The sequence below is a fragment of the Streptomyces sp. NPDC059455 genome (assembly GCF_042750115.1).
Taxonomy (GTDB): domain Bacteria; phylum Actinomycetota; class Actinomycetes; order Streptomycetales; family Streptomycetaceae; genus Streptomyces; species Streptomyces endocoffeicus.
The window spans coordinates 29,595-50,057 of record NZ_JBHYVB010000069.1; the positions used below are offsets into that span (position 1 = coordinate 29,595).

Genomic DNA, 20,463 nt, shown 5'->3' on the forward strand with positions numbered 1-20,463 from the left:
GCGGTGTGGGTGAGGGGGGGCCGTGCCGCCGGGCCCGGGGGCCACCCCGACCATGCCGCGGACCGGCCGCGGATGCACACCCCCCGGGCGCACCCCGGATGGCGGGGCGGGGTCGCGGACTTCCTCGACGCGGCCGCCATGGAGCTGGAGTTCACCGGATTCGCCACCGAAGCGGACTACCAGCGCTACGTCGACGCGTATGCGCTCCCGGCGTTCATGCTGATCGCGGGCCTGTTCGCAGGGGAGGGCCCCGCGACGGACTACCGCGAGGCGTGCCGTATGTACATCGACGGCAGCCAGCGCCTCGACTTCGTCAATGACCTGGCCGAAGACCTCGCCGACGGGCGCCTGAATCTGGTGCGGGAGACGCTCGACACTCACGGTGTCACCCGCGCCGACCTGGAGAATGCCCGGGACACCCCCGCGATTCGGAGCCTTCTGGCGCAGCTGCTCGGCGAGGCCCGCGAGTGCCTGTCCACCAGCCGAAGCCTGGTCGGCCTCGTACCGCCCGAGGGCCGCCCGCTGTTCCGCGCCATGATCGAGATCGAGCTGCTCACGACCACGGCAGCCGCCACCAAGGGCCCCGGCCTCCTCCGCGCCCCCGCCCGTCCGCCCCTACCGGCCACCGCGCGGGTACTGCTCCGGGAGCGCCGCGGCGCCCGTCACCTGCGTTGAACACCGCACGCGCGCGACGCGAGGCCATGAGCCGGTAAACGGAGCACCGCCCCTCGTCGTCCGCGGCAGCTCAGGAAGCGCGCGCCTCGCCGGGCTCGCCCGCATCGTCGGCCGCATCGGAGACCGCATCCGTGGCGACAGCCGAATAGAAGACGGACCTCTTCTGCTTGATGCGGTGTGCTTGCCCCTTGGCGACAAGCGATTCGAGAGTGCCGCGCACGACCGTGGGCTTGATCTCGCGCTCCGGAAGAGCCTGGCTCAGCGCGCCGGTCACCTCGGCCGCGGAGCGGGGCTCGCCGTGCTGTGCGAGGTCATCACGCACAAGCTCCCGAAGCGTGGGCACCCCCGCTTCCCGCACCCGCTGACGACGCGGACGGCTTCCGCTCGACTCCGCCCCCTTCCGCTTGCCACCGGCCGCGTCGGCCTTCTTCCTCGCCTTGCGCGTGGCGGACAGCGTCGCGACCTCTCGCCTCGCGGACGAATCATCCCCGGAGCCACTGACGCCACCGTTCTCCGTCGCGCCACCGGCGGCATCGCCACCAAGGGTCTGCCGCATGCTCAGCAGCAGCGCCCGGTTGTTCTCGAGCATCGCCAACTGCTCTCGCAGCGCCGCGATTTCGGAACTGAGACGTTCGTGTTCGGCGGAGTTGCGTTCCAGATCGGCCGTGACCTGGGCCGCGTACTGGGACTTCAGGCTGGCGCTCTCGGCAGGAGTGTCCACTACGAGCTCCCTCATCTGGGGCACATTGCACGTTGGTGCTGGATGGTACATCCGTATGAATGCCACGTGGGACTGATCTCGCCGCTGAGCTGGGTCTGTGACCACTCGCCGAACACGCTCTGACGGGTTGTCAGTCCGGCGCCGCGTCGCGACGACCCACCTCCGGGCCGAGCGCGGTCACACTCGGGCGCTCTTGGCGTATTGGCGGCACTCTCCGGTGAAGACGGTGGCCAACTCGGAGGCGATCACCGACGTCGACAGCTCAGCCGTGGACACCCCGTTCACTCCGGCGGGATCGCGGTAGACCTGAAGCGCAAGCCCTTCCGTCACCGCCGCGAGGCGAACGGCCACGGGCCACGGATCCAGGTCCGCCGCGACCTCGCCGCACTCCTTGCCGTTGTGGACGGCCTGGGCGATGTCCTTGCGCAGCTGCCGACCGGTCTCGATGTCGACCTCGGCGAGGGCGGGGGCGTCCAGGGCGCGGCCGGCGAACGCCCTGGTGACCCGGAATTCAGTGCGGCGTGTCTCGTCCAGGGGAATGAACTCGGCCATGGCCTCGGCCAGTACGTGTGAGATCGGCCGCTGGTGCTCGATCCCGGCCCGGATCCGCTCGTCGGCCCGGCTCCGGATGGCGGCGCTGACCTCGTGGAAGGCGTGCAGCAGCATCTCGTCCTTGGTGCGGAAGTAGTGCTGCACCAGCCCGACTGACATCCCGGCCGCGGCGGCGGTACGGGCAATGGTGACGGCGTCGAGCCCCTGTTCCGAGATGAGCCCACAGACGCTACGGGCGATCTGGCGTCGGCGTTCGTCATGATCGGCGGTCCTCGGCACTTGATAACCGTATCACCGTACGGTAATAACCATATGGCCATACGGTTATTCGTCCCGTCTCTGGAGGGAACGGTGAGGAACCCCATGCGCCTCCGCTTACGCGGCGCAGCCGCGAGTACTGTGGTCCTGGTGCTCGGGCTGCTGCTGTCCATGCCCGCTGCCCCTGCCGCCGAGGCTTCCGTCCGCACAGCCTCGAGCCGGCCCGGCCGTTACGCCGCCATCGACGACTACATCCGTGACCGGATGAAAGCCACCCACATGCCAGGGATCTCATACGCCGTGGTCGGCCCCGACGGGCCGGTCCATCAGCGATCCTGGGGAACCGACGGGCGCGGACGGCGCGTCACGGCCGAAACGCCTTTCCTGTGGGGCTCGGTCGCCAAGCCGATCGCCGCCACCAGTGCGATGGTCCTCGTGCAGAACGGACGGCTCCGCCTCGACGACCGGGTCGTCGACCGCCTCCCGGGCTTCCGGTTCGGGGGCGCCGCGCACGCCGCCAGGGTCACGGTCCGCCACTTCCTCAACCAGACCTCCGGCATACCCGAGTCGGCCACCCTCAAAGTCACCGACTGCTTAGACGCAGACTGCCCCCGCCCGGCGCAGCGCATACGCGCCCTCGACAGCGTGCGACCGATCGGCCCGCCCGGCGCCAAGTACGCCTACAGCAGCGCCAATTACCTCGTTTTGACCGCTGTGGTCGAGGCCGTGACAGGGCGCTCCTTCGCAGACCACCTCAGACAGGCCGTACTCGACCCGGCGGGCATGGACGAGGCCATCGTTGACCGGGCGTCGGCTCGCAGCCAGAACCTTCCTCCGGGACACCAGCTCCTGTGGGGTGTTCCGACCGCGATCGCTGACGGCGTGGACGACCACGGCGCGGGCTACGGCTACCTGGGCGGGGACCTGCACGACCTGGCCGCCTTCGCCGCATTGCAGCTCCGCGGCGGGAAGACCGCCGACGGTGACACCGTCCTCACCCCCGAATCCGTAAGGCTGATGCGTGAGGAGGGCAGGCTCCGGCCCAGCGGCACCGCGACGGGCTACGGATTGGGCTGGCGGGTCGGCGGGCTGGACGCACCACTCGACGACGCCATCTGGCACACGGGCGCCACTCCAGGCTACTCGGCCATGCTGTTCCTCTTGCCGAAGCGCGACATCGCCATCGTCCTTCAGCAGAACCTTTACGGGCTCCTCCATGACGAGGTGGTCATGGAGGTCGGCTTCGGTGCCGCTCGGATCCTCGCGGGCGGCCGGGCGCCCACGAGCAGCACATTCGCGTCCCCGTACTACTGGACCGTTTTCGGCGCCACCGCGTGCGCGGTGGCCCTGATCCTGGCGGCTGTCCGGTCCGCCCTGCTTCTACGCCGCCCTGCCGCGCCCGGCTCCTGGCCGCGCCGCACCATCCTGACCGCCGTGTGGTGCGTGGCGGGCGGGCTGCCGTGCACTGTCCTGGCCTGGGCCGTGGACCGGATGAGCCCGGAACAGCTCATCAACTGGGTGCCCGACATCTTCATCTCCCTATGTGCCGCGGCGGTCGCCGGTGCCGCGACCCTCATCCTCCGCCTTGTCCTTGCGATCCGTGCCGCTCGCGTCGGTCGCTCACGACCCTCAACGGCCGTGCGAACACGATGAATACACCCTGCGGGCCGCGTGGCGCAGCCTCTTGTGTCAGTAAGGTGACGTCCGTAAGGTGACAGGCATAAGGACACCCAAGAGGCAGTGGCAGGCCCGGGACGGGGGAGTGGCGGTGAGGTGCCGCCGGGGCCTCAACTCCTCAGTCGAGGAAGGTGAGATGACGACCACCGCATCCGGGACCGCTTCCGCCGAGGAAGCACCGTTCTTTCCCGCTCCGCGCAGCTGTCCGTTCAGCGCGCCTCCGCAGCACACCGCGTTCCGGGAAGCCGGCGGGCTGCACAAGGTCACCATCTGGGACGGCTCCACGCATTGGCTGGCCACGCGGCACGCGGACATCCGGGCCGTTCTCTCCAGCCCGTGTTTCAGCGCCGACGTACGCAACCCGGACTTCCCGCTGGTCCACTCCAACCAGCCCGAACACGAGGGCGGTCTGTTTCTGCGGCTGGACGACCCCGAGCACGCCCGGCTCCGGCAGATGCTCACCAAGGAGTTCAGTGTCAGGCGCACTCAGGCGATGCGCGAGAAGTTGCTGCGGATCACGGATGAGTTGATCGATGGCATGCTCGCCAAGGGCGGTCCGGTCGACTTCGTCCAGGACTTCGCGCTGCCCCTGCCCTCGCGGGCCATCTGCCTCATCCTCGGTGTCCCTTACGAGGACCACGCCCTCTTCGAGCGGCACGCCAATGCCGGGACCGACCTGGATGTCAGCCACGAGGAGCGTGCTCGTACGCAGCGGGAGGCGTTCGCGTACTACGAGGCCCTTGTGGAGCGGAAGCGCCGTGAGCCCTCGGACGACATGATCAGCCGGTTGCTGGCGCATCACACCGGGCCGGACGGGTTCGCGCCCGAGATGTTGCCGGTCCTGGTCGGGATTCTGGTCGGTGCCGGGCACGAGACCACCGCCAACATGCTGAGCCTGGGCACGGTGGCGCTCCTGGTCAACCCCGATCAGCGGGACCGGCTGCGGGACCGCCCCGAGTTGGCGCCGAGCGCCGCGGAGGAGATGTTGCGCTACTGGAGCATCGTCTCCACCGATCCGCGGCGGGTGGCCCTCGAGGACGTCGAGGTGGGCGGGCAGCTTGTCCGCGAGGGGGAGGGAGTCATCGTCTCGCTGATCGCGGGGAACCGGGATCCGCGTGCCTTCGACGCCAATGAGGGTGAGAGCCCCGCGGACACGCTCGACATCGGGCGCAACGCCCGCCGCCATGTGGCGTTCGGTTTCGGCTCCCACCAGTGCCTGGGGCAGAACCTGGCGCGGGTGGAGATGCAGGTCGCCTGGCCACGGCTCTTCGAACGCATCCCCGGGCTGCGGCTCGCCATCGCCGAGGACGAGCTGCCCTTCAAGAAGAACTCCATCGTCTATGGCCTCACGTCCCTTCCGGTCACCTGGTGAGTGGCGTACGGAAGCGGGCTGGATCACCGGCCCTCCGGGCCCGAACATCGACGTACCGCAGAATGTGACGCATGAACGAGGACACCGCCGCCGACACCACGCGTAGGCGCAATCCCCGTGGCCAGGGGGACCGGCTCCGCGCGGAGATTCTGGCCGCCGTGGCGCGGCTCCTCGACCAGAAGCTCACCGGAAACCCCCTGCCGGTGTCCCTCCGGGAGGTGGCACGCGAAGTCGGCATCGCCGCCCAGAGCATGTATCTGCACTTCGCCGACAAGGACCAGCTCGCCCGTGCCGTCGCCGAGGACGGCTACCAACGTGTCGTCGTGGCCATGCGCGACGCCGACACCCGGGCGGCTGCCCACGGAGCCGACGCCGGCGAACGCCTCCGTGCCCAGGCGAACGCCTTCTGCACCTTCGCCCGCACCGAGCGCGGCGTCATCCGCCTGATGTTCGGTCACAACTCGTCCAGCTTCGGCGCACCCGGCCGGAGCCACCCGGCCCGTCTGCTGTGGCGGCAGTGGGTCGATGCCATCCACATCTGCGAAGCGGAAGGGCTGCACTGGCCGGACGGCGCCGAACAGACCGCGATGCTCCTGTGGTCGGCCCTCTTCGGCCGTTTCGCCTTGTGGACCTCCAGCTTCGGGCGGCAGGACGCGCAGGAGCTCGCCACCTTCGTCGACCGCGTCATCGACACACTGCTGCGCGACGCGCATCGCTGACCGGGCAGTGGCGCACGGGGTGTGCCCATACGGCAGACTGCGTGCGGCATCATGATCACTCGCCGCCCCGGACCGGCGCGGTGATCGGCGCGGTGATCGGCGCGCCGCAAACCGGCCGAGCACGTGAAAGGAACCACGGATGACCTTGGACGCACGACCGATACGCACCGGCACGGACTCAACGGCAGGCGCGGTGTCGGACGACCTCCCGGCCACGATGCGCGCCGCGCGGTTCGACACGGCAGCGGGCACGTTGAAGGTCGAGGATGTGCCCGTGCCCCGGCCGGGAGTTGGCGAGGTCGTGGTCAAGGTGGCCGCGTGTGGCATCTGTCAGTCGGACCTGAGCCAGCTCGACGGCCATATCCCGCCCCGGCTGCCGGTGGTCACCCCCGGGCACGAGGCGTCGGGTGTGGTGGCGGCGGTCGGCGACGGCGCCGGGCACTGGAAGGCGGGGGACCGGGTGGTGCTGGGCGCGGGGAAGGCGTGCGGTACGTGTCCCGCCTGCCGGTTCGGCGGTGGCACGAACACCTGTGAGAACCTCCAGGTGATGGCATTCCACTACGACGGGGCCTGGGCCGAGTATGTGCTGACCGACGCCACCACGCTCATCGCCGTGCCCGACTCCGTGCCCCTGGAACACGCCGCCGTGCTCGCCGACGCCGTTTCCACTCCGTACGGCGCCATCGACACCGCCCAACTGCGGTCCGCCGAATCCGTGGGCATCTGGGGGCTGGGAGGTCTGGGCACCCACCTCGTGCAGCTCACCCGCATCTGCGGAGCCTCCCCGATCGTCGCCCTCGACCCCCTTCCCGCCGCCCGCGAGCGCGCCCTCGGCCTGGGCGCCGACTTCGCGCTCGACCCCACGGACGGTGACACCAAGGCCAGGCTGAAGGAGATCACGGGCGGCAAGGGCCTGGACGTCGCCTTCGACTGCGTCGGCCGTACGCCCTCCTTCACCCAGGCGGAACGCGCCCTCGGCCACCGGGGCCGCCTGGTGCTCGTCGGCATCTCACCCGACCCTCTGGCCGTGGGCCCGGAGCTCCACTTCGTGCGCAACCGCCACACGGTGATCGGACACACCGGGTATCGCATGGAGCATCTGGAGGACCTGGTCGAGCTCACCGCCCGGGGCCGTCTGGACATCTCCGGGTCGGTCAGCGCGATCCTGCCCCTGGAGGAAGTGAACGAGGGCATCCGGCGGTTGCGTGAGCGGGAGGGCAACCCGATCCGCATCCTGCTGCGACCCTGAGCGCGAGGCTCGAGCCAACGGCCGGCCTCTGCCGTGGCGCCCCTGCGGTGGCGCCTCTGCCGTGACCGAAGGCCGCGGATCCCGCTCAGGCCCCGGCCGCCCGGGCAGTCTGATCGACCCGTTCGCGTACCCGGGCCAGGAAGGCCCGTACCTCGGCGGCGGGCAGCGGGAGCGCGGAGGAGCGGGGGCGCTCGAAGCTGTGCACCGCGGCCTCGATGAGCGGCCGGAACTCCTCCTCGGCCAGGGCGACTTCCCGCGCCGCCGTGCGCTTGGCCATCCAGCGGCCCGTACGGCAGAACACCACCGAGCGGCAGCCGTTGAGCACACGGTTGTCCGCGAGGTGACCTTCGCCGTCGCTGTGTTCACGGACGGAGGCCCGGATCGCGGCGAGCAGCTCCGGGCGGTCCGGTGCGGCGATCACCTCCCGGGCCGGGCGGCCGAACAGCGTCAGCCCGGTCTGATGGGCGACGGAGCGGTCGATGACGTACCAGAACGCCGGGGACCGCGCCGCGTCGACGTCGGCCCGGTCCGGCAGCAGCGGACCGGTGTTGAGGTCCAGAAGGTAACCGGCAGCACCGGAGGGGCGGCCGACGAAATCCGTTCCGTAGACCACCAGTTCCAGCCCCGCCGCCGGGCAGGGCAGATGAGGGTGGGCGAGGGCCCCGGCCAGGTCGTGCAGGGCCGATCCGGGCAGTGACGGCTCCACGACGACCGTCACATCGATGTCGCTGCGCCCATGCCGGTAGTCCCCGAGCGCGAGGGAACCGACCGCGAGGACACTCACCAGATGGGGCCCGCACACCGTGCGGGTGCGCCGGACGAGTTCTTCCAGATAGGGCCGCGATTCGGTGGGGAGGGACCGCGGATCCTCGTGTGTGTGGGCCACGTGCCCAGTATCCCCGGTGTGAGGCGCGTGGACGGCCGTGGCTCAGCCTGCCGTGTCCGAGAGCCGCGAAGCGGCGTCGGCGAAGTTCGCCAGATCCAGTCCGGCGTCGTCGAGCACCGTGGCGGCCACTCCGCGGGCGATCTGAGCGAGCCCCAGGAGCAGGTGGTCGCAGTCGATGTGTGCTGAACCCGCCGTCTCGGCCCGCTCCTCCGCGATCGCGATGGCCTTGCGGGAGTAGGGGGTCCAGGCGATGCGCTCCGCTGCCTGTGACGCTCCCATGCTCAGCCGGCTCCCGACGGCCTTGTGCAGGTCTTCGGGTGATACACCGGCGGTACGCAGGAGCCGTGTGGCGTTGTTCTCCTCCGCGGTCAGTCCCCAGAGCAGGTGTTCGGTGCCGATGTAGTTGTTGCGATGCTGCACCGCCGCCCGCTTGATGTGCGTCATGGCCTGGCGGAGGTCCTCGGACATGGTCTCGGGGCCGTAGCGCTTGTGCGGGGCGTGGAAGCGCTGCTGCACCGCCTGCCGGGTCACACCGAGCGCCGCCCCGATGTCCGTCCAGGAGGAGCCGTGCATTCGGCAGTGCTCGACATAGTCCTCCACCAAGTCATCGGCCAGGGCCTGCAGTTGGCCCGCAAGGTTCGCCGCCGTCGACAGCAGTGCGAGCCAGTCGGGCTGTTCTTGTCCACCGGGGCGGTGTGCGGCATCGCAGGTCCTGTCCACTTCCGCGATGAGGTCGTCCAGATCAGGAAGAGGCATGAGGCAAGTACGCCTTGACAAAGTGAAATTGTCAAGGCGTACTTGCGTTTCTTGGGGTGGGGGTGCTTGATTCCCGTCATGTGGATCATTCATCCCCTATTGTTCCTTTTGTTGTAGAGCCTTCGTGAGCGGGATGGAGTCGGGACGTGGCCTTCGTGTCCGGCATGGGGTCCCTGGTACCGCTGCTGGCCGTGTGCGCCGGGTACTTCATGGTCATCCTGGACGTCACCGTCATCAACGTGGCCGTGCCCGTGATCGGCCGGGAGCTGTCGGCTTCGCTCACCGGCATCCAGTGGATCACCGACGGGTACACGCTGGTCTTCGCCGGGTTCCTGCTGAGCGGCGGTGCGCTGGGGGACAGGCTGGGAAACCGCCGCATCTTCTGCACCGGTGTGGTGGTGTTCACCGTGTCCTCGGCGGCGTGCGCCTTCGCGCCGAGTGCTCCCTTCCTCGTCGCCGCCCGGGTGGTGGAGGGCCTCGGCGCGGCGCTGATCGTGCCCGGCTCGCTGGCCCTTCTCCAGCAGGCCTATCCGGCTCCGGCCGCCCGCTCGCGGGCCTTCGGGGTATGGGGCTCGATCGCGGGGATCGCGGCGTCGGCGGGGCCCCTGCTGGGCGGGCTGCTGGTCTCCACCGTGGGCTGGCGGTGGGTGTTCCTCATCAATCTGCCCGTCGGCGTCGCCTGTCTGGTGCTGACGCTGCGTCGCGTGGCCCCCTCCGACCGGCTCACCACCCGGCCTCTGGACTGGCCGGCGCAGTGCGCGGTCGTGGCGGCGGTGGCCCTGCTGACCGCCGCGCTCAACGAAGCGGGCCGGCGCGGATGGTCCGATCCGGCCGTCCTCGCCGGGGTGGGCCTGTCCGTACTGGCCGCCACGGCGTTCGTGGTGCGCGAGCGGCTGGCCCGCTTCCCCGCCCTGCCGACGAACCTGCTGCGCTCGCGGGCGCTGGGTGGCGGAGCCGTCATCGGCCTGCTGTTCAATTTCGGCTTCTACGGCATGGTGTTCACCGCCAGCCTCGACTTCCAGCACCAGCGCGGCTACAGCGCCCTCGTCACCGGCCTCGCGCTCTTCCCGGCGGTGGCGATGACCATGTTCGCGTCCATCCTCTCCGGACGGTTGGCCCGCACGACCGGCGACCGTCCGCTGGTGTGCACCGGCATGCTTCTGGCGGCCCTGGGGCTGGCGGGCTGGGTCGCGGCGGGAGCCGAACCCGCCTACCCGCTGCTGGTGGTCCCGATGATGGCAGCGGGATTCGGCACCTCCTTCGCCCTCACCGGCTCCGCCTCCACCGTCATGGGTGCCGCGCCCCCGGCGTACTCGGGGACCGCCTCCGCGCTGTTCAACACCACCCGTCAACTCGGCAGCGCCACCGGTGTGGCGCTCGGTGGCACCCTGCTCGCCACGGCCGCCGACTACGGCGAGGGGCTGCGCACCAGCATGGCCATCGGCGCCCTCGCCTATCTGACCGCCGCGGGTCTGGCCTGGTTCTGCGTACCGCCCAGGGCATCCGCCTAGGGGGTGTCCGGCGGATCTTGGCGCCTGCGGCGGGCTGCTGCCCGCCCCCCCCCCACCCGACACCAGACGATATGCGGCGCCGCCGCGGGGTCCGCCGGACACCCCGTAGGGCGCCGACGAGGGCCGCCACGCCGGCGAAGAACGCCGCGGGTCCTTGGTCCATCAGGTCCCCCGGCTCACCGACGTACTACTCGGCTCCCCCGGCGAAGCCGTAATGAAGCCCGCGGCCCGGGACCGGCAGTCCCGCGGGCAGCCGGGGACCGGAAAGTTCGGGCACGGCGACGGCGTCCCAGTCCACGCCGCCGTCCGCGAGGTGCGGGCCGAGGTCGGTCGAGTCCACCTCCGCGCCGTCCACACAGGCGGTCAGGGTGGGTTCACCACCGATGCCGCCCTCGGACAGGGTGAACCACTTGTCGCAGGCCCAGCGGATCTCAGCGGCGTCGGCCGCGACGATGGTCGCGCTGTGACGCACGGAGCCGCTCCATGCCTCGTCCTCCATGACATAGAAGCTGTACGCGCACTCGGCCGCGGGCTTGTCACCGACCCCGAGGAGCACGGCCAACTCGTCCAGCCCGGCCCCCGCGTGGCGGGCGGGACCGGCCGCGCGTATCCGGGCGTACAGCTTCTCCGCCTCGACGTGCCGCCGTTCGACGGTGCTCTCGTCCTCCCCGTACCACTCCATGACGTCGGGGTTCATGTCCAGACACGCCTCCCAGTAGGAGATCTGCTGGGCAAGGCGCCCGGCCAGCAGGGTCAGGGCCTCGACATCATCGGGGTGTGCGGCCACGGCGGCGCGCAGCCAGGGCTCTTCGGGCCAGGTCGGCTCGCCGTCCCCGGGCTCGGCCGGGTCCGCTGCCGTCAGGCACAGCAACCGCCCCAGCCGGAGCGCGGCTTGGGCATCGTCCGCGGCCGCCGCGCTCCGCAGCCGTATGAGGGTCTCGTCGGTGATCGTCATGGGACGACGCTACGCCCCGCCACTGTGCGATCGGCGCGCTGTGCCCAGCGGGTCAGACCATGGCCGGCAATCCGGGCAACAGCTTCTCCAGCGTGATGGGGAAGTCCCGTACGCGCACTCCGGTGGCGTTGAACACCGCGTTGGCCACCGCCGCACCGGATCCGCAGATGCCCACTTCACCGATGCCCTTCGCGCCGAGGTCATTGGCCTTGTCGTCGTACCCCTCGAGGACGACGGCCTCGATGTCGGCGGGGATGTCACCGTGGACCGGCACCAGATACCCCGCGAAGTCCCGGTTGACGAAGGCGCCGGACCGCGGGTCGACGACGGCCTCTTCCTCGAGGGCCGCGCCGACACCCCAGATCATGCCGCCGATCAGCTGCGAACGGGCCGTCTTCGGGTTGAACACACGGCCCACCGAGAACACGCTGAGCATCCGCCGCAGACGGATCTCGGCGGTGTCCGCGTCGACGCCCACTTCGGCGAAATGGGCCCCGTAGGTGTTGATCGAGTAGTCCGAGTAGTTCGGATCGTCGCCCATGAAGCGGGTCTGACCCTCCGCCTCCACACCGTCGGGATGGTGGCGCGCGACGATCTCGCGCAACGCCTCGGACGCGCCACCGATGGCCACGTTGCCGTCGGAGAACACGGCGTCCGCCGGGTCCTGGCCGTGCAGCGGGGAGCGTGTGTCGCCGCACGCCGCGTCCAGCAGCTTCGTACGCAGGGCCGCGCACGCCCGGTGCAACGCGGTGGACGAATTGGTGGCGCCCCACGAGCCGCCCGACCCCCAGCTGGAGGGATGATCCGAACGCCCGAGGTCGATCCGCACCCGTTCCAGCGGGAGTCCGAGTCCCTCGGCACCGACCTGGGTAAGGATGGTGTAGGTGCCCGTCCCGATGTCGGTCATGTCCGTCTGGACGACGGCGGTGCCGTCCGGCTCCAACCGCACCCGCACCGTCGTCGGCCCCTGGAAGTGTCCCCGGATGGCGGCCGACATGCCGTAGCCGATCAGCCACCGTCCCTCGCGCACGCTCGCGGGCGTGGCCGGGCGGTTCTCCCAGCCGAACCGGCGCGCGCCTTCGCGCAAACACTCCACCAGGTGCCGGTCGCTGTAGGGCACGTTCCGCTCGGGATCGACGGTGGGCTCGTTGCGGATGCGCAACTCGACCGGGTCCATCCCGAGCGCATCGGCCAGCTCGTCCATCGCCGACTCGACCGAGAGCATGCCCGGTGCCTCGCCCGGCGCTCGGACGTCCGTTCCGCGCGGCAGGTCGAGCGCCGTCAGCCGGTGGCTGGTCAGCCGGTGGGGCGCGGCGTAGAGGCTGCGGACGGTGGCGGCGGTCTGCTCGGCGTACTCGACGTCGGGGTTGGTGTGCATGGTGACGTCGTGGGCGATCGCGGCCAGCCGTCCATCATGTCCCGCGCCCAGCCGGACCCGCTGGCTCGACGTGGGGCGCATGCCCACGAGCTGGAAGACCTGCTGGCGGGTCAGCGTGACCTTGACCGGCCGGCCCAGCGTGCGGGCGGCGAGCGCCGCCAGGATCGTCTCGGAGTGAATGCCCAGCTTGGAGCCGAATCCGCCGCCGACGAAGGGGGTGACGATGTGCACCCGCGCCGGGTCCATCATCAGCGTGCCGGCGACCGAGTCCCGTGCCGCGTCGGTGATCTGGCAGCTGACGTAGACGACCAGGTCCTCGCCGCGCGGTGCCACCATGGACGCGTTCGGTTCGATCGGCATCGAGAACTCGTACGGCGTCGTGTACTGCTGGTCGACCTTGACCTCCGCACCGGCGAACCCGGCGTCGAAATCACCCACCGCGGTGTCGGTGGGGAGACCGGCGTTGACCGTCTTCGGGATGTAGGTGTCGTCCTCGAACTCGCCGAAGTCGAAACGGCCCCGCCCGGCGCGGTATTCGACCTCGACCAGGTCGGCCGCGTCCCGGGCCTGCTCGAGGGTCTCGGCGACCACCAGTGCCACCGGCTCCCCGTGGAAGTGGATGTCCGGGCCGGTCAACATCGGCTGGGCGCGCCAGTATTCGAAGGGAATGGACTCGTCGCGGGGGCCTTGCGCGGGGGCGTTGAGGTAGGTCATCACCAGCTGGACACCGGGCGCGCTTTCCGCGTCCTCGGTGTCGATGCGGGTGATGCGGCCCTTGCCGATCGTCGCGCCGACGATGAAGCCGTAGAGCGGCTGACCGGCCTCCCAGTGCTCGTAGGCGTAGGCGGCCCGGCCGGTGGCCTTCAGCGGGCCGTCGACGCGGTTCACAGCTTGCCCGATCATCTCGCCTCCTCAGCTCGCCCCGGCCGCTCGCGCCAGCGTGCGGCACAGCGTGCGCTTGGCCAGCTCGATCTTGAAGTCGTTGTCACCCCGCCCGACCGCGCCGCGCAGCGCCGCCTCGGCGGCGGCGCGATAGGTGTCCATCGTGGCCGGACGGTCGGTCAGCGCGTCCTCCGCCTCGACGGACCGCCACGGCTTGTGCGCCACACCGCCGAACGCCACCCGTGCCTCTCGGATCGTTCCCTGGCCGGCCGAGACGATGGCCGCCACCGAGACCAGCGCGAACTCGTACGACGCCCGGTCCCGCACCTTGCGGTAGATCTGCCGGCCCGGCAGCGCCGGGGGCAGCAGAACGCCCGTGATCATCTCGTCGTCACCCAGCACGTTCTCGATGTGCGGCGTATCGCCCGGCAGCCGGTAGAAGTCCGTGATGGCGACGCGCCGTACCGACCCATCGGCCCGCAGCAGCTCGATCTCCGCGTCGAGCGCGGTCATCGCGACGGCCATGTCCGAGGGGTGGGTGGCGATGCAGGACTCGCCGGCGCCGAGGATGGCGTGGATCCGGTTGAACCCGCCGATCGCCGCGCACCCCGATCCGGGGTCGCGCTTGTTGCAGTCCGCGGCCGTGTCGTAGAAGTAGGGACAGCGTGTGCGCTGCACCAGATTTCCCCCGGTGGACGCCTTGTTGCGCAGCTGGCCCGAGGCGCCCGACACCAGTGCCTCCGACAGCACCGGATAGCGGGTGCGCACGCGGGGATCGGCCGCCACATCGGAGTTCCGCGCCTGGGCGCCGATGCGCAGTCCACCGTCCGGCAGCTCCTCGATGTCCCGCAGCGGAAGCCGGCTGATGTCCACCAGATGGCTGGGGTACTCGATGTCGAGCTTCATCAGGTCGAGCAGATTGGTGCCGCCGCTGATGAACTTCGCGCCCGGCTGGGCCGCCGCGGCGACGGCGGCCCGTGTGTCCGTCGCCCGCTCATAGGTGAAGGACTTCATGTGGGGCCTCCCTCCGCGCTGCGGCGGATGGCCGCGACGATGTTCGGGTAGGCGGCGCACCGGCAGATGTTGCCGCTCATCCGCTCGCGGATCTCGTCATCGGTCAACGCGACCCGGGGCGAGGACACGTCGGTGGTGACATGGCTGGGCCAGCCCGCCTTCACCTCGGCGAGCATGCCGACGGCCGAACAGATCTGGCCGGGGGTGCAGTAGCCACACTGGAAGCCGTCGCACTCGACGAAGGCCCGTTGCATGGGGTGCAGATGGTCGGGGTCGCCCAGGCCCTCGATCGTCATGATCTCGTCGTCCTCGTGCATCACGGCGAGTGTCAGGCAGGAGAGGACGCGTCGGCCGTTGATCAGCACCGTACAGGCGCCGCACTGCCCGTGATCGCACCCCTTCTTGGTCCCGCTCAGGCGCAGATGCTCACGCAGCGCGTCGAGCAGCGAGGTCCGCGGATCCACCTCGAGCTGCCGCACCTGATCGTTGATGTTCAGCTTGATCGCCGAGGGTGGGGCCAGCTCGCCCTGGCCCCGCCTCATGGCGTGCGTATCCGAAGCGCTCATCACGGCCCGCCTTCCTCGCTAGGTGCAGGTGTCACCCCGGATGTGCGGCGCGACTGCCGGGCACGCTCCCTGCCTCCAGGCTCGCGCAAGAAGGCGGACGTCGCACCGCGAGAATCTCGGTAACGATGTGTTGCGTATTGATGACTGACTGTGGGCCGGTGTCATCCGAACCTGCGGGCGTCGGCCGAGGCGCTGTTCGGCAGCGAGGACCTGATGGTCCGTTTCCTCGACCGCATCGACGAGATCGTGGTCTTCCGGCAGCTCACGGACGAGCATCCGCGCCGGCGGACAGCTGGTGTTCCCACACCGACACCGCCTCGAACGCCAGGCAACTGTGAGGCTCACGGTGTGCCGCGAACGCCCGGCCGTGCCCGGCCGTGCCCGGCCACTCTTCCGCCGTATGGTGGGAAGAGTCCACCGGGGACGGCGCCTCGAACGGGGTGGCGGACCGGGGGAGCCGACGCGCCGCAGGCGGAAAGGAGCGCATCGGACATGGACCAGCAGAACCCGCACCCTGACCGCACTCCTGGGCCTCCCGGATCTCCTGGGCCTCCCGGATCTCCTGGGCCTCCCGGATCTCCTGGGCCTCCCGGAAGTCCTGGGCCTCCCGGAAGTCCTGCGACTCCCGGATCTCCCCGGCTTCGGCCGAGCGTGGGCGTGCCCCCGGGCGAGACCCCACCGGCCGAGGACGGCTTGTCGGAAGCGGGCCCCCGCGAGACGTACAACCCCACGAAGGGCTGGTCGAAGGGGCCCACGATCGTCATTTGGCTCTTTGTGGCGCTGTTCGTGACCTTCTGCATCGCGTTCGCGGTCGCCGTGCTGGGGTGACGTGAAGGCAACCGGCGGCTCCCGTCGCGGCATGCCACGGCCCCCGAGGGGCAACCCCCTCGGGGGCCGTCGGAGTTTTTTCCGTCCGCGGATCAGCTTCGTAGTGGCTGGGAACACGGGGGTGGACGCGAAGGAGGCCACGCTGATGCACGATGACCATGAGGCACCGGGGAACGGCGGCCGTGAGGCCCGGTCCGGCCGGGTGGAGACCCGCGAGGAGCGGGCCGACCGCAAGTGGGCCGAGCTGCTCCAGGAGGTGAGGGTGACGCAGACGGGCGTGCAGATCCTGTTCGCGTTCCTGCTCACGGTCGCCTTCACCCCGCGGTTCCACGACCTGGGCCAGGCGGACCGGGCCATCTACGTCGTGACCGTCCTTCTGGGGGCGGCGGCCACCGGCGCGTTGATCGCACCCGTCTCCTTGCACCGGATCGTCACCGGACGCCGGCTGAAGCCGGAAACGGTGGACTGGGCCTCGCGGTTCACCGTTGCCGGGCTGGTGCTGTTGCTGTGTACCGTGGCGTCGGCGCTGCTGCTGATCCTGCGTGTCGTCGTGGCCGATGCCACCGCGTTCTGGCTGGCGGCCGCGGCCCTGCTCTGGTTCGTGATCTGCTGGTTCGCCCCCGCGGCGTGGCTTTTCCATCGCTCGCGCAACGAGTCGCTGAGGAACCCTGGGGTGCGCTGAGCAACGCCGGAGGGCGGCTGGCAGGCCGCTGGAGGGCCGCCCCGCCCGGCCGCCCCGCCCGGCCTCGCACGGTTTTCTCCGCCTCCGCTACCAGGGCTTCTCCGGTGTCGACGACGCATGGGAGTGGGATCCGGAGCTGCTCCGGAGGCGGCAGGACTCCGTGTCTCACTGTGATCCCGGCTGCCCCACCTCCTCGGACTCCGGCTCCGGCTCGGGTGCCACCGCCCGGGTGCTGCGGCCCGGCAGGGCGAGCAGTGCCACGGCCGCGCCGATCAGGGCGGCCGCCACGCCGACGCTCATGGTGACGGACTGGGCGTCGGTGAAGGCCGAGCGGGCCGCCTCGGCCAGTGCCCCGCCGTCCGCGCGGTCCCGCGCGTGCGACAGGGTGGCGCCGAGCGAGGACATCGCGTCCTCGGGCAGACCGTCCGGCAGCTTGCCCCGGTAGACGGTGGCGAGCAGGCTGCCCAGCCCGGCCACGCCCAGGGCGATGCCGAGTTGCTGGTGGGTGTCGTTGAGCGCGGAGCCCATACCGGCCCGCTCGGGTGGCACCGCCCCCAGGACGGTGCTGGTCGCCGAGGGCCCCGCGATACCGGATCCGAGGCCCGCCAGCGCCAGTCCGATGGACACCGCCGCGGAGCCGCCGCTTTCGGAGAGCGAGGCCAGCACCGCGAATCCGGCCGCGGTGACGGTGAATCCGGCGACGATGCAGGCCCGCGCCCCGAATCTGGCCGGGGCCCGGCCGCCGGCGACCGAGCCCGCGACGACCCCCGCCGCGAGCGGTACCGCGGCGAGCCCGGTCTGGAACGCGCTGTAGCCGAGCACCAGTTGCAGATACTGGCTCAGCACGAAGAGGGTGCTGCCCGTGGCGATCGTCATCACCGCCACCGCGAAGCCCGCCCCGGAGAACCGCCGGTCGCGGTAGAGCCGCAGATCGACCATCGGTGTCGCGGAGCGGCGCTGCCGTACGCCGAAGCCGGCCAGCGCCAGTACCGCCACCGCCGCCGCGGTCACCACCGCGGGCGCGGTGTACCCGTACGCCGGGGCTTCGATCAGGGCCCACACCAGGCCGGTCATGCCCGCGGTGACCAGGACGGTGCCGTACGGATCCGGTCCACGGGCCTCGGGCGCCCGGGTCTCGGGCACCAGCCGTACGACCCCGAACAGGGCCACCGCCACCACGGGGACGTTGATCAGGAAGACCCCCGCCCAGCTCCACGCGTCCACCAGGGCGCCACCGAGCAGGGGCCCCGCCGCCATGCCGACGGAGGCGACCGCGCTCCACACCGCGAAGGCCCGCGGGCGCTCCCACTCGGGGAAGACCACGACGAGCACCGCGAGCGTCGCGGGCATCACCAGCGCCGCTCCCACCCCCATGAGCGCCCGCGTCGCGATCAGCCACCACACCGACGGGGCCGCCGCCGCCAGCGCCGACGCCACCCCGAAGACCAGCAGCCCCACGACGAGGGTGCGCCGCCTGCCGTAGCGGTCGGAGAGCACCCCCGCGGTGATGAGGAGCCCGGCGAAGACCACGACATAGGCGTCGATCACCGCTTGGAGCTGGTCCGTCGAGGCGTCGAAGGCATCGCCGATGGCGGGCACCGCGACATGCAGGACGGTGTTGTCGATGACGATCACGAGCAGGGCGGCACACAGGGCCACCAGGATCGCCCACCGGCGCGGATGGCCTTCCTCGTCGCTCATGACCCTCCCTTGTTCTCCTACAGTGTTGGATTCCATCCAGCACTGTAGGAGTGGTGGAGCGGTGACCGCAACGAGGTAGGCTGCGGGCTCGTGAGCGCGAAGCCGGACGGGAACCAGGGAACGGGCGCGGACCAGGGGAAGAAGGTGCTGGACAACGCGCCGGGGGCGGTGTGGTTCCGCGTCGGCAAGACCTCCCGCCCACGGCCTCAGCTGTCACATGAGCGAATCATCGCCACCGCCGTCGAGCTGCTGGACCGCGACGGTGAGCGGAAGCTGAGCATGCGCCGGCTCGCCGAGCGGCTCGGCGCCCACGCGACCAGCCTCTACTGGCACGTGGCCACCAAGGACGACGTCCTGGACCTCGCCCTCGACGCGGTCTTCGCCGAACTCGACCTCCCCGAGCGGCACAGCGCCTCATGGCAGGAGGACATCGAGGCGTTCATGACCGGCCTGCGCTCGGTCCTGCTGCGCCACCCATGGGCCGCGCCCCTGGCCAACTCCCGCCCCCTCATGGGGCCCAACGCCCTGCGCTGCTCGGAGTTCGCCTACACCGCGCTCACCACCGGCGGCTTCGAAGGGGTCCACCTGTCGTCCGCCGCGGCCACCCTCACCCACTATGTGATCGGCTCCGCCTCCTCCGAAGCCGTGTGGCAGCAGCGCTCCGACGAGGCGGCGACCCGCTCGGCCGTGGACGCCCACATCCGCGCCCACATCGACGAATACCCCACCCTCGCCGGGCACTTCCCGCTCCTGGAGGAGGACGACTGGGACTCCCACTTCCGCCGCGGCATGCGCCTGCTGCTGGCCGGTCTGGCGTCCTCCGACGCTCAGGAGCGGCCGTGACCGCCCCGGCTGCGACGCTGATCGAGGCGGCCCGGCGCCTCGCCCGTGAAGTGCTGGCCCCCGGCGCCGAGGCCGCCGACCGCGAGGGGGTCTCCCCGGCCACGATCGCCGAGGTCAAGAGGTCCGGGGTGCTCGGGGTGAGCGGCCCGGCGGCGTACGGCGGGGCGCGGGCGCCGGACGCGGTGGCCCGCGAGATCGCCGAAATCCTGGCCGGGGCGTGCTGCTCCACCTACTTCGTCCAGGCCCAGCACCACAGCCCGGTCAGAATGCTCGCCGCCTCCGACTCCCCGGCGCGCGAGCGGCTGCTGCGGCCGCTGTGCGACGGCACGCTGCTGTCCGGTATCGCCTTCTCCCATCTGCGGGCCTTCCCCCGCACACCGGTGCGGGTCACCCGGGTCCCGGGCGGCAGGCGCTTCGACGGCCGGGTGCCGTGGTACACCGGCTGGGGCCTGAACGATGTGATGCTGCTCGCCGGGGTCACCGACGACGGCGAGGCGCTGTTCGCCGTCGCGGACGCCCGTGAGCAGCCCGGTCTGCGGCCCACACCGCGGCTCGAACTCGCCGCGCTGACCGGCACCCGTACGGTCGGCCTGGAGCTGGACGGCCTGCTGGTGCCCGAGGACGCGGTGGTCTGGAGCCGCCCCTACGAGGAGTGGGCGGTCTCGGACCGGCCGAAGAACACCAACCCCAACCCCGCCGTGTTCGGCGTGGCCGGCGCCGCCCTGGACCTGTTGGAGGCCGCCGGGGACGCGGAGGCGAAGGAGACGGCGCAGGTGCTGGGCGAGCGGCTGCGCGAGGTGCGCCGGGAGGCGTACGCGCTGGTGGACGAGGTTCCCCCGGGCGAGCGCCTGGCGGACCGGCTCGCGGTGAAGACCCGGGCCTACGACGTGCTGCGCGCCGCCACCACCGCGGCGATCGTGGCGGGCGGCGGCCGGGCCTTCGGCCTCGGCAGCCCCGCCCAGCGGCTGGCCCGGGAGGGCCTGTTCCTGGTGGTGCAGGGTCAGACCGCGGACGTGCGCAGCGCCCCACTGCGGGCGGGGGGCGGGGGTCCCCCCCCGGGATCCCCCGGCCGGGGGGCCGCGGGTACCCCCGGGGGGCGGGTGATCCCCATAACGGCCCCCCCGCCGCCCCCCCCCCCGGCGGGGGGGGGCGGGGGCGGCGGCGAAGCCCCGGGGGGTCACGTGAGAGCCCCCAACCCCCCACACCCCCACAGCCACACCCCCCCCCCCCCCCCCCCC

At 71.1% G+C, this 20,463-nt stretch carries 19 protein-coding genes and 1 pseudogene; 10 read left to right on the forward strand and 10 right to left on the reverse strand.

Translation table 11 applies throughout. The features are described from left to right. The coding region (locus ACFXB5_RS24450) for a squalene/phytoene synthase family protein (RefSeq protein ID WP_385211470.1) at nucleotides 1–675 on the forward strand (675 nt) is incomplete at its 5' end. A 70-nt stretch (nucleotides 676–745) separates the two neighbouring features. Here the strand turns inward: ACFXB5_RS24450 and ACFXB5_RS24455 are convergent. Both ACFXB5_RS24455 and ACFXB5_RS24460 read right to left on the reverse strand, forming a co-directional pair. Beyond that, nucleotides 746–1,411 carry a hypothetical protein gene (locus ACFXB5_RS24455; protein ID WP_385211471.1) on the reverse strand — a complete coding sequence of 222 codons (666 nt, stop codon included), beginning with the start codon at nucleotides 1,409–1,411 and terminating at the stop codon, nucleotides 746–748. 162 nt (nucleotides 1,412–1,573) lie between these two features. Beyond that, nucleotides 1,574–2,227, reverse strand: coding sequence for a TetR/AcrR family transcriptional regulator (locus ACFXB5_RS24460; RefSeq protein ID WP_385211473.1), 654 nt, complete (start codon nucleotides 2,225–2,227; stop codon nucleotides 1,574–1,576). Between the two features lie 84 nt (nucleotides 2,228–2,311). On the opposite strand from ACFXB5_RS24460, the gene ACFXB5_RS24465 reads away from it, so the two are divergent. The 4 genes from ACFXB5_RS24465 (at nucleotide 2,312) to ACFXB5_RS24480 (ending at nucleotide 7,223) form a co-directional block, all read left to right on the forward strand. After that, nucleotides 2,312–3,859 (forward strand): serine hydrolase domain-containing protein, encoded by a 1,548-nt coding sequence (locus tag ACFXB5_RS24465; RefSeq protein ID WP_385211475.1) that lies wholly within the window; start codon nucleotides 2,312–2,314, stop codon nucleotides 3,857–3,859. Nucleotides 3,860–4,019: 160 nt separating this feature from the next. Continuing rightward, the gene (locus ACFXB5_RS24470; RefSeq protein ID WP_385211477.1) at nucleotides 4,020–5,255 is read left to right on the forward strand and encodes a cytochrome P450; all 1,236 of its coding nucleotides are present in this window, start codon (nucleotides 4,020–4,022) and stop codon (nucleotides 5,253–5,255) included. 71 nt (nucleotides 5,256–5,326) lie between these two features. Continuing rightward, entirely contained in the window at nucleotides 5,327–5,974 is a 648-nt protein-coding gene (locus tag ACFXB5_RS24475; RefSeq protein ID WP_385211479.1) for a TetR/AcrR family transcriptional regulator, read from the forward strand. A 139-nt stretch (nucleotides 5,975–6,113) separates the two neighbouring features. Beyond that, on the forward strand, nucleotides 6,114–7,223 hold the full coding sequence (locus ACFXB5_RS24480) for a zinc-binding dehydrogenase (RefSeq protein ID WP_385211480.1): 1,110 nt from the start codon (nucleotides 6,114–6,116) through the stop codon (nucleotides 7,221–7,223). An 85-nt stretch (nucleotides 7,224–7,308) separates the two neighbouring features. On the opposite strand, the gene ACFXB5_RS24485 is transcribed toward ACFXB5_RS24480, so the two are convergent. Together ACFXB5_RS24485 and ACFXB5_RS24490 are read right to left on the reverse strand one after the other, a co-directional pair. Beyond that, nucleotides 7,309–8,109 carry an aminoglycoside adenylyltransferase domain-containing protein gene (locus ACFXB5_RS24485; RefSeq protein ID WP_385211482.1) on the reverse strand — a complete coding sequence of 267 codons (801 nt, stop codon included), beginning with the start codon at nucleotides 8,107–8,109 and terminating at the stop codon, nucleotides 7,309–7,311. A 42-nt stretch (nucleotides 8,110–8,151) separates the two neighbouring features. Beyond that, nucleotides 8,152–8,865 carry a Clp protease N-terminal domain-containing protein gene (locus ACFXB5_RS24490; RefSeq protein WP_385211484.1) on the reverse strand — a complete coding sequence of 238 codons (714 nt, stop codon included), beginning with the start codon at nucleotides 8,863–8,865 and terminating at the stop codon, nucleotides 8,152–8,154. A gap of 164 nt (nucleotides 8,866–9,029) precedes the next feature. On the opposite strand from ACFXB5_RS24490, the gene ACFXB5_RS24495 reads away from it, so the two are divergent. After that, nucleotides 9,030–10,376: an MFS transporter gene (locus ACFXB5_RS24495; protein WP_385211504.1), complete on the forward strand. Its 1,347-nt coding sequence runs from the start codon at nucleotides 9,030–9,032 to the stop codon at nucleotides 10,374–10,376. Nucleotides 10,377–10,563: 187 nt separating this feature from the next. On the opposite strand, the gene ACFXB5_RS24500 is transcribed toward ACFXB5_RS24495, so the two are convergent. The 5 genes from ACFXB5_RS24500 to ACFXB5_RS24520 all read right to left on the reverse strand — a co-directional run bounded on the left by ACFXB5_RS24500 (nucleotide 10,564) and on the right by ACFXB5_RS24520 (nucleotide 15,850). After that, complete coding sequence (locus ACFXB5_RS24500) at nucleotides 10,564–11,331, reverse strand: hypothetical protein (protein ID WP_385211486.1); 768 nt, start codon at nucleotides 11,329–11,331, stop codon at nucleotides 10,564–10,566. A 52-nt stretch (nucleotides 11,332–11,383) separates the two neighbouring features. Beyond that, nucleotides 11,384–13,612 carry a molybdopterin cofactor-binding domain-containing protein gene (locus ACFXB5_RS24505; RefSeq protein ID WP_385211488.1) on the reverse strand — a complete coding sequence of 743 codons (2,229 nt, stop codon included), beginning with the start codon at nucleotides 13,610–13,612 and terminating at the stop codon, nucleotides 11,384–11,386. A 9-nt stretch (nucleotides 13,613–13,621) separates the two neighbouring features. Next, nucleotides 13,622–14,605 (reverse strand): FAD binding domain-containing protein, encoded by a 984-nt coding sequence (locus tag ACFXB5_RS24510; protein WP_385211490.1) that lies wholly within the window; start codon nucleotides 14,603–14,605, stop codon nucleotides 13,622–13,624. Next, nucleotides 14,602–15,171, reverse strand: coding sequence for a 2Fe-2S iron-sulfur cluster-binding protein (locus ACFXB5_RS24515; protein ID WP_385211492.1), 570 nt, complete (start codon nucleotides 15,169–15,171; stop codon nucleotides 14,602–14,604). Before ACFXB5_RS24515 ends, ACFXB5_RS24510 begins: the two co-directional genes overlap by 4 nt. 262 nt (nucleotides 15,172–15,433) lie before the next feature. Further along, nucleotides 15,434–15,850 (reverse strand): hypothetical protein, encoded by a 417-nt coding sequence (locus ACFXB5_RS24520; protein ID WP_385211493.1) that lies wholly within the window; start codon nucleotides 15,848–15,850, stop codon nucleotides 15,434–15,436. On the opposite strand from ACFXB5_RS24520, the gene ACFXB5_RS24525 reads away from it, so the two are divergent. Then, complete coding sequence (locus ACFXB5_RS24525; RefSeq protein WP_385211494.1) at nucleotides 15,829–15,999, forward strand: DUF6480 family protein; 171 nt, start codon at nucleotides 15,829–15,831, stop codon at nucleotides 15,997–15,999. The genes ACFXB5_RS24520 and ACFXB5_RS24525 overlap by 22 nt on opposite strands. Nucleotides 16,000–16,144: 145 nt before the next feature. Beyond that, a complete protein-coding gene (locus tag ACFXB5_RS24530) occupies nucleotides 16,145–16,681 on the forward strand; it encodes a DUF6328 family protein (protein ID WP_385211496.1) in 537 nt (178 codons plus the stop codon). A 165-nt stretch (nucleotides 16,682–16,846) separates the two neighbouring features. On the opposite strand, the gene ACFXB5_RS24535 is transcribed toward ACFXB5_RS24530, so the two are convergent. After that, nucleotides 16,847–18,382 (reverse strand): MFS transporter, encoded by a 1,536-nt coding sequence (locus tag ACFXB5_RS24535; protein ID WP_385211498.1) that lies wholly within the window; start codon nucleotides 18,380–18,382, stop codon nucleotides 16,847–16,849. A 90-nt stretch (nucleotides 18,383–18,472) separates the two neighbouring features. Here ACFXB5_RS24535 and ACFXB5_RS24540 point away from each other — a divergent pair, with 90 nt between their 5' ends. Both ACFXB5_RS24540 and ACFXB5_RS24545 read left to right on the forward strand, forming a co-directional pair. Further along, complete coding sequence (locus ACFXB5_RS24540; RefSeq protein WP_385211500.1) at nucleotides 18,473–19,225, forward strand: TetR/AcrR family transcriptional regulator; 753 nt, start codon at nucleotides 18,473–18,475, stop codon at nucleotides 19,223–19,225. Then, nucleotides 19,222–20,262, forward strand: a pseudogene (locus ACFXB5_RS24545) (acyl-CoA dehydrogenase family protein); the annotation flags it as partial. The gene ACFXB5_RS24540 and the pseudogene ACFXB5_RS24545, both read left to right, overlap by 4 nt. Between the last annotated feature and the right edge of the window lie 201 nt (nucleotides 20,263–20,463).

Excerpts from the sequence above, each read along its gene's own strand:
- ACFXB5_RS24505 (WP_385211488.1), bottom strand. The coding sequence starts at position 13,612 with ATGATCGGGCAAGCTGTGAACCGCGTCGACGGCCCGCTGAAGGCCACC.
- ACFXB5_RS24500 (WP_385211486.1), bottom strand. The coding sequence starts at position 11,331 with ATGACGATCACCGACGAGACCCTCATACGGCTGCGGAGCGCGGCGGCC.
- ACFXB5_RS24465 (WP_385211475.1), top strand. The coding sequence starts at position 2,312 with ATGCGCCTCCGCTTACGCGGCGCAGCCGCGAGTACTGTGGTCCTGGTG.
- ACFXB5_RS24535 (WP_385211498.1), bottom strand. The coding sequence starts at position 18,382 with ATGAGCGACGAGGAAGGCCATCCGCGCCGGTGGGCGATCCTGGTGGCC.
- ACFXB5_RS24530 (WP_385211496.1), top strand. The coding sequence starts at position 16,145 with ATGCACGATGACCATGAGGCACCGGGGAACGGCGGCCGTGAGGCCCGG.
- ACFXB5_RS24480 (WP_385211480.1), top strand. The coding sequence starts at position 6,114 with ATGACCTTGGACGCACGACCGATACGCACCGGCACGGACTCAACGGCA.
- ACFXB5_RS24490 (WP_385211484.1), bottom strand. The coding sequence starts at position 8,865 with ATGCCTCTTCCTGATCTGGACGACCTCATCGCGGAAGTGGACAGGACC.
- ACFXB5_RS24515 (WP_385211492.1), bottom strand. The coding sequence starts at position 15,171 with ATGAGCGCTTCGGATACGCACGCCATGAGGCGGGGCCAGGGCGAGCTG.
- ACFXB5_RS24455 (WP_385211471.1), bottom strand. The coding sequence starts at position 1,411 with ATGAGGGAGCTCGTAGTGGACACTCCTGCCGAGAGCGCCAGCCTGAAG.
- ACFXB5_RS24475 (WP_385211479.1), top strand. The coding sequence starts at position 5,327 with ATGAACGAGGACACCGCCGCCGACACCACGCGTAGGCGCAATCCCCGT.
- ACFXB5_RS24510 (WP_385211490.1), bottom strand. The coding sequence starts at position 14,605 with ATGAAGTCCTTCACCTATGAGCGGGCGACGGACACACGGGCCGCCGTC.
- ACFXB5_RS24470 (WP_385211477.1), top strand. The coding sequence starts at position 4,020 with ATGACGACCACCGCATCCGGGACCGCTTCCGCCGAGGAAGCACCGTTC.
- ACFXB5_RS24495 (WP_385211504.1), top strand. The coding sequence starts at position 9,030 with ATGGGGTCCCTGGTACCGCTGCTGGCCGTGTGCGCCGGGTACTTCATG.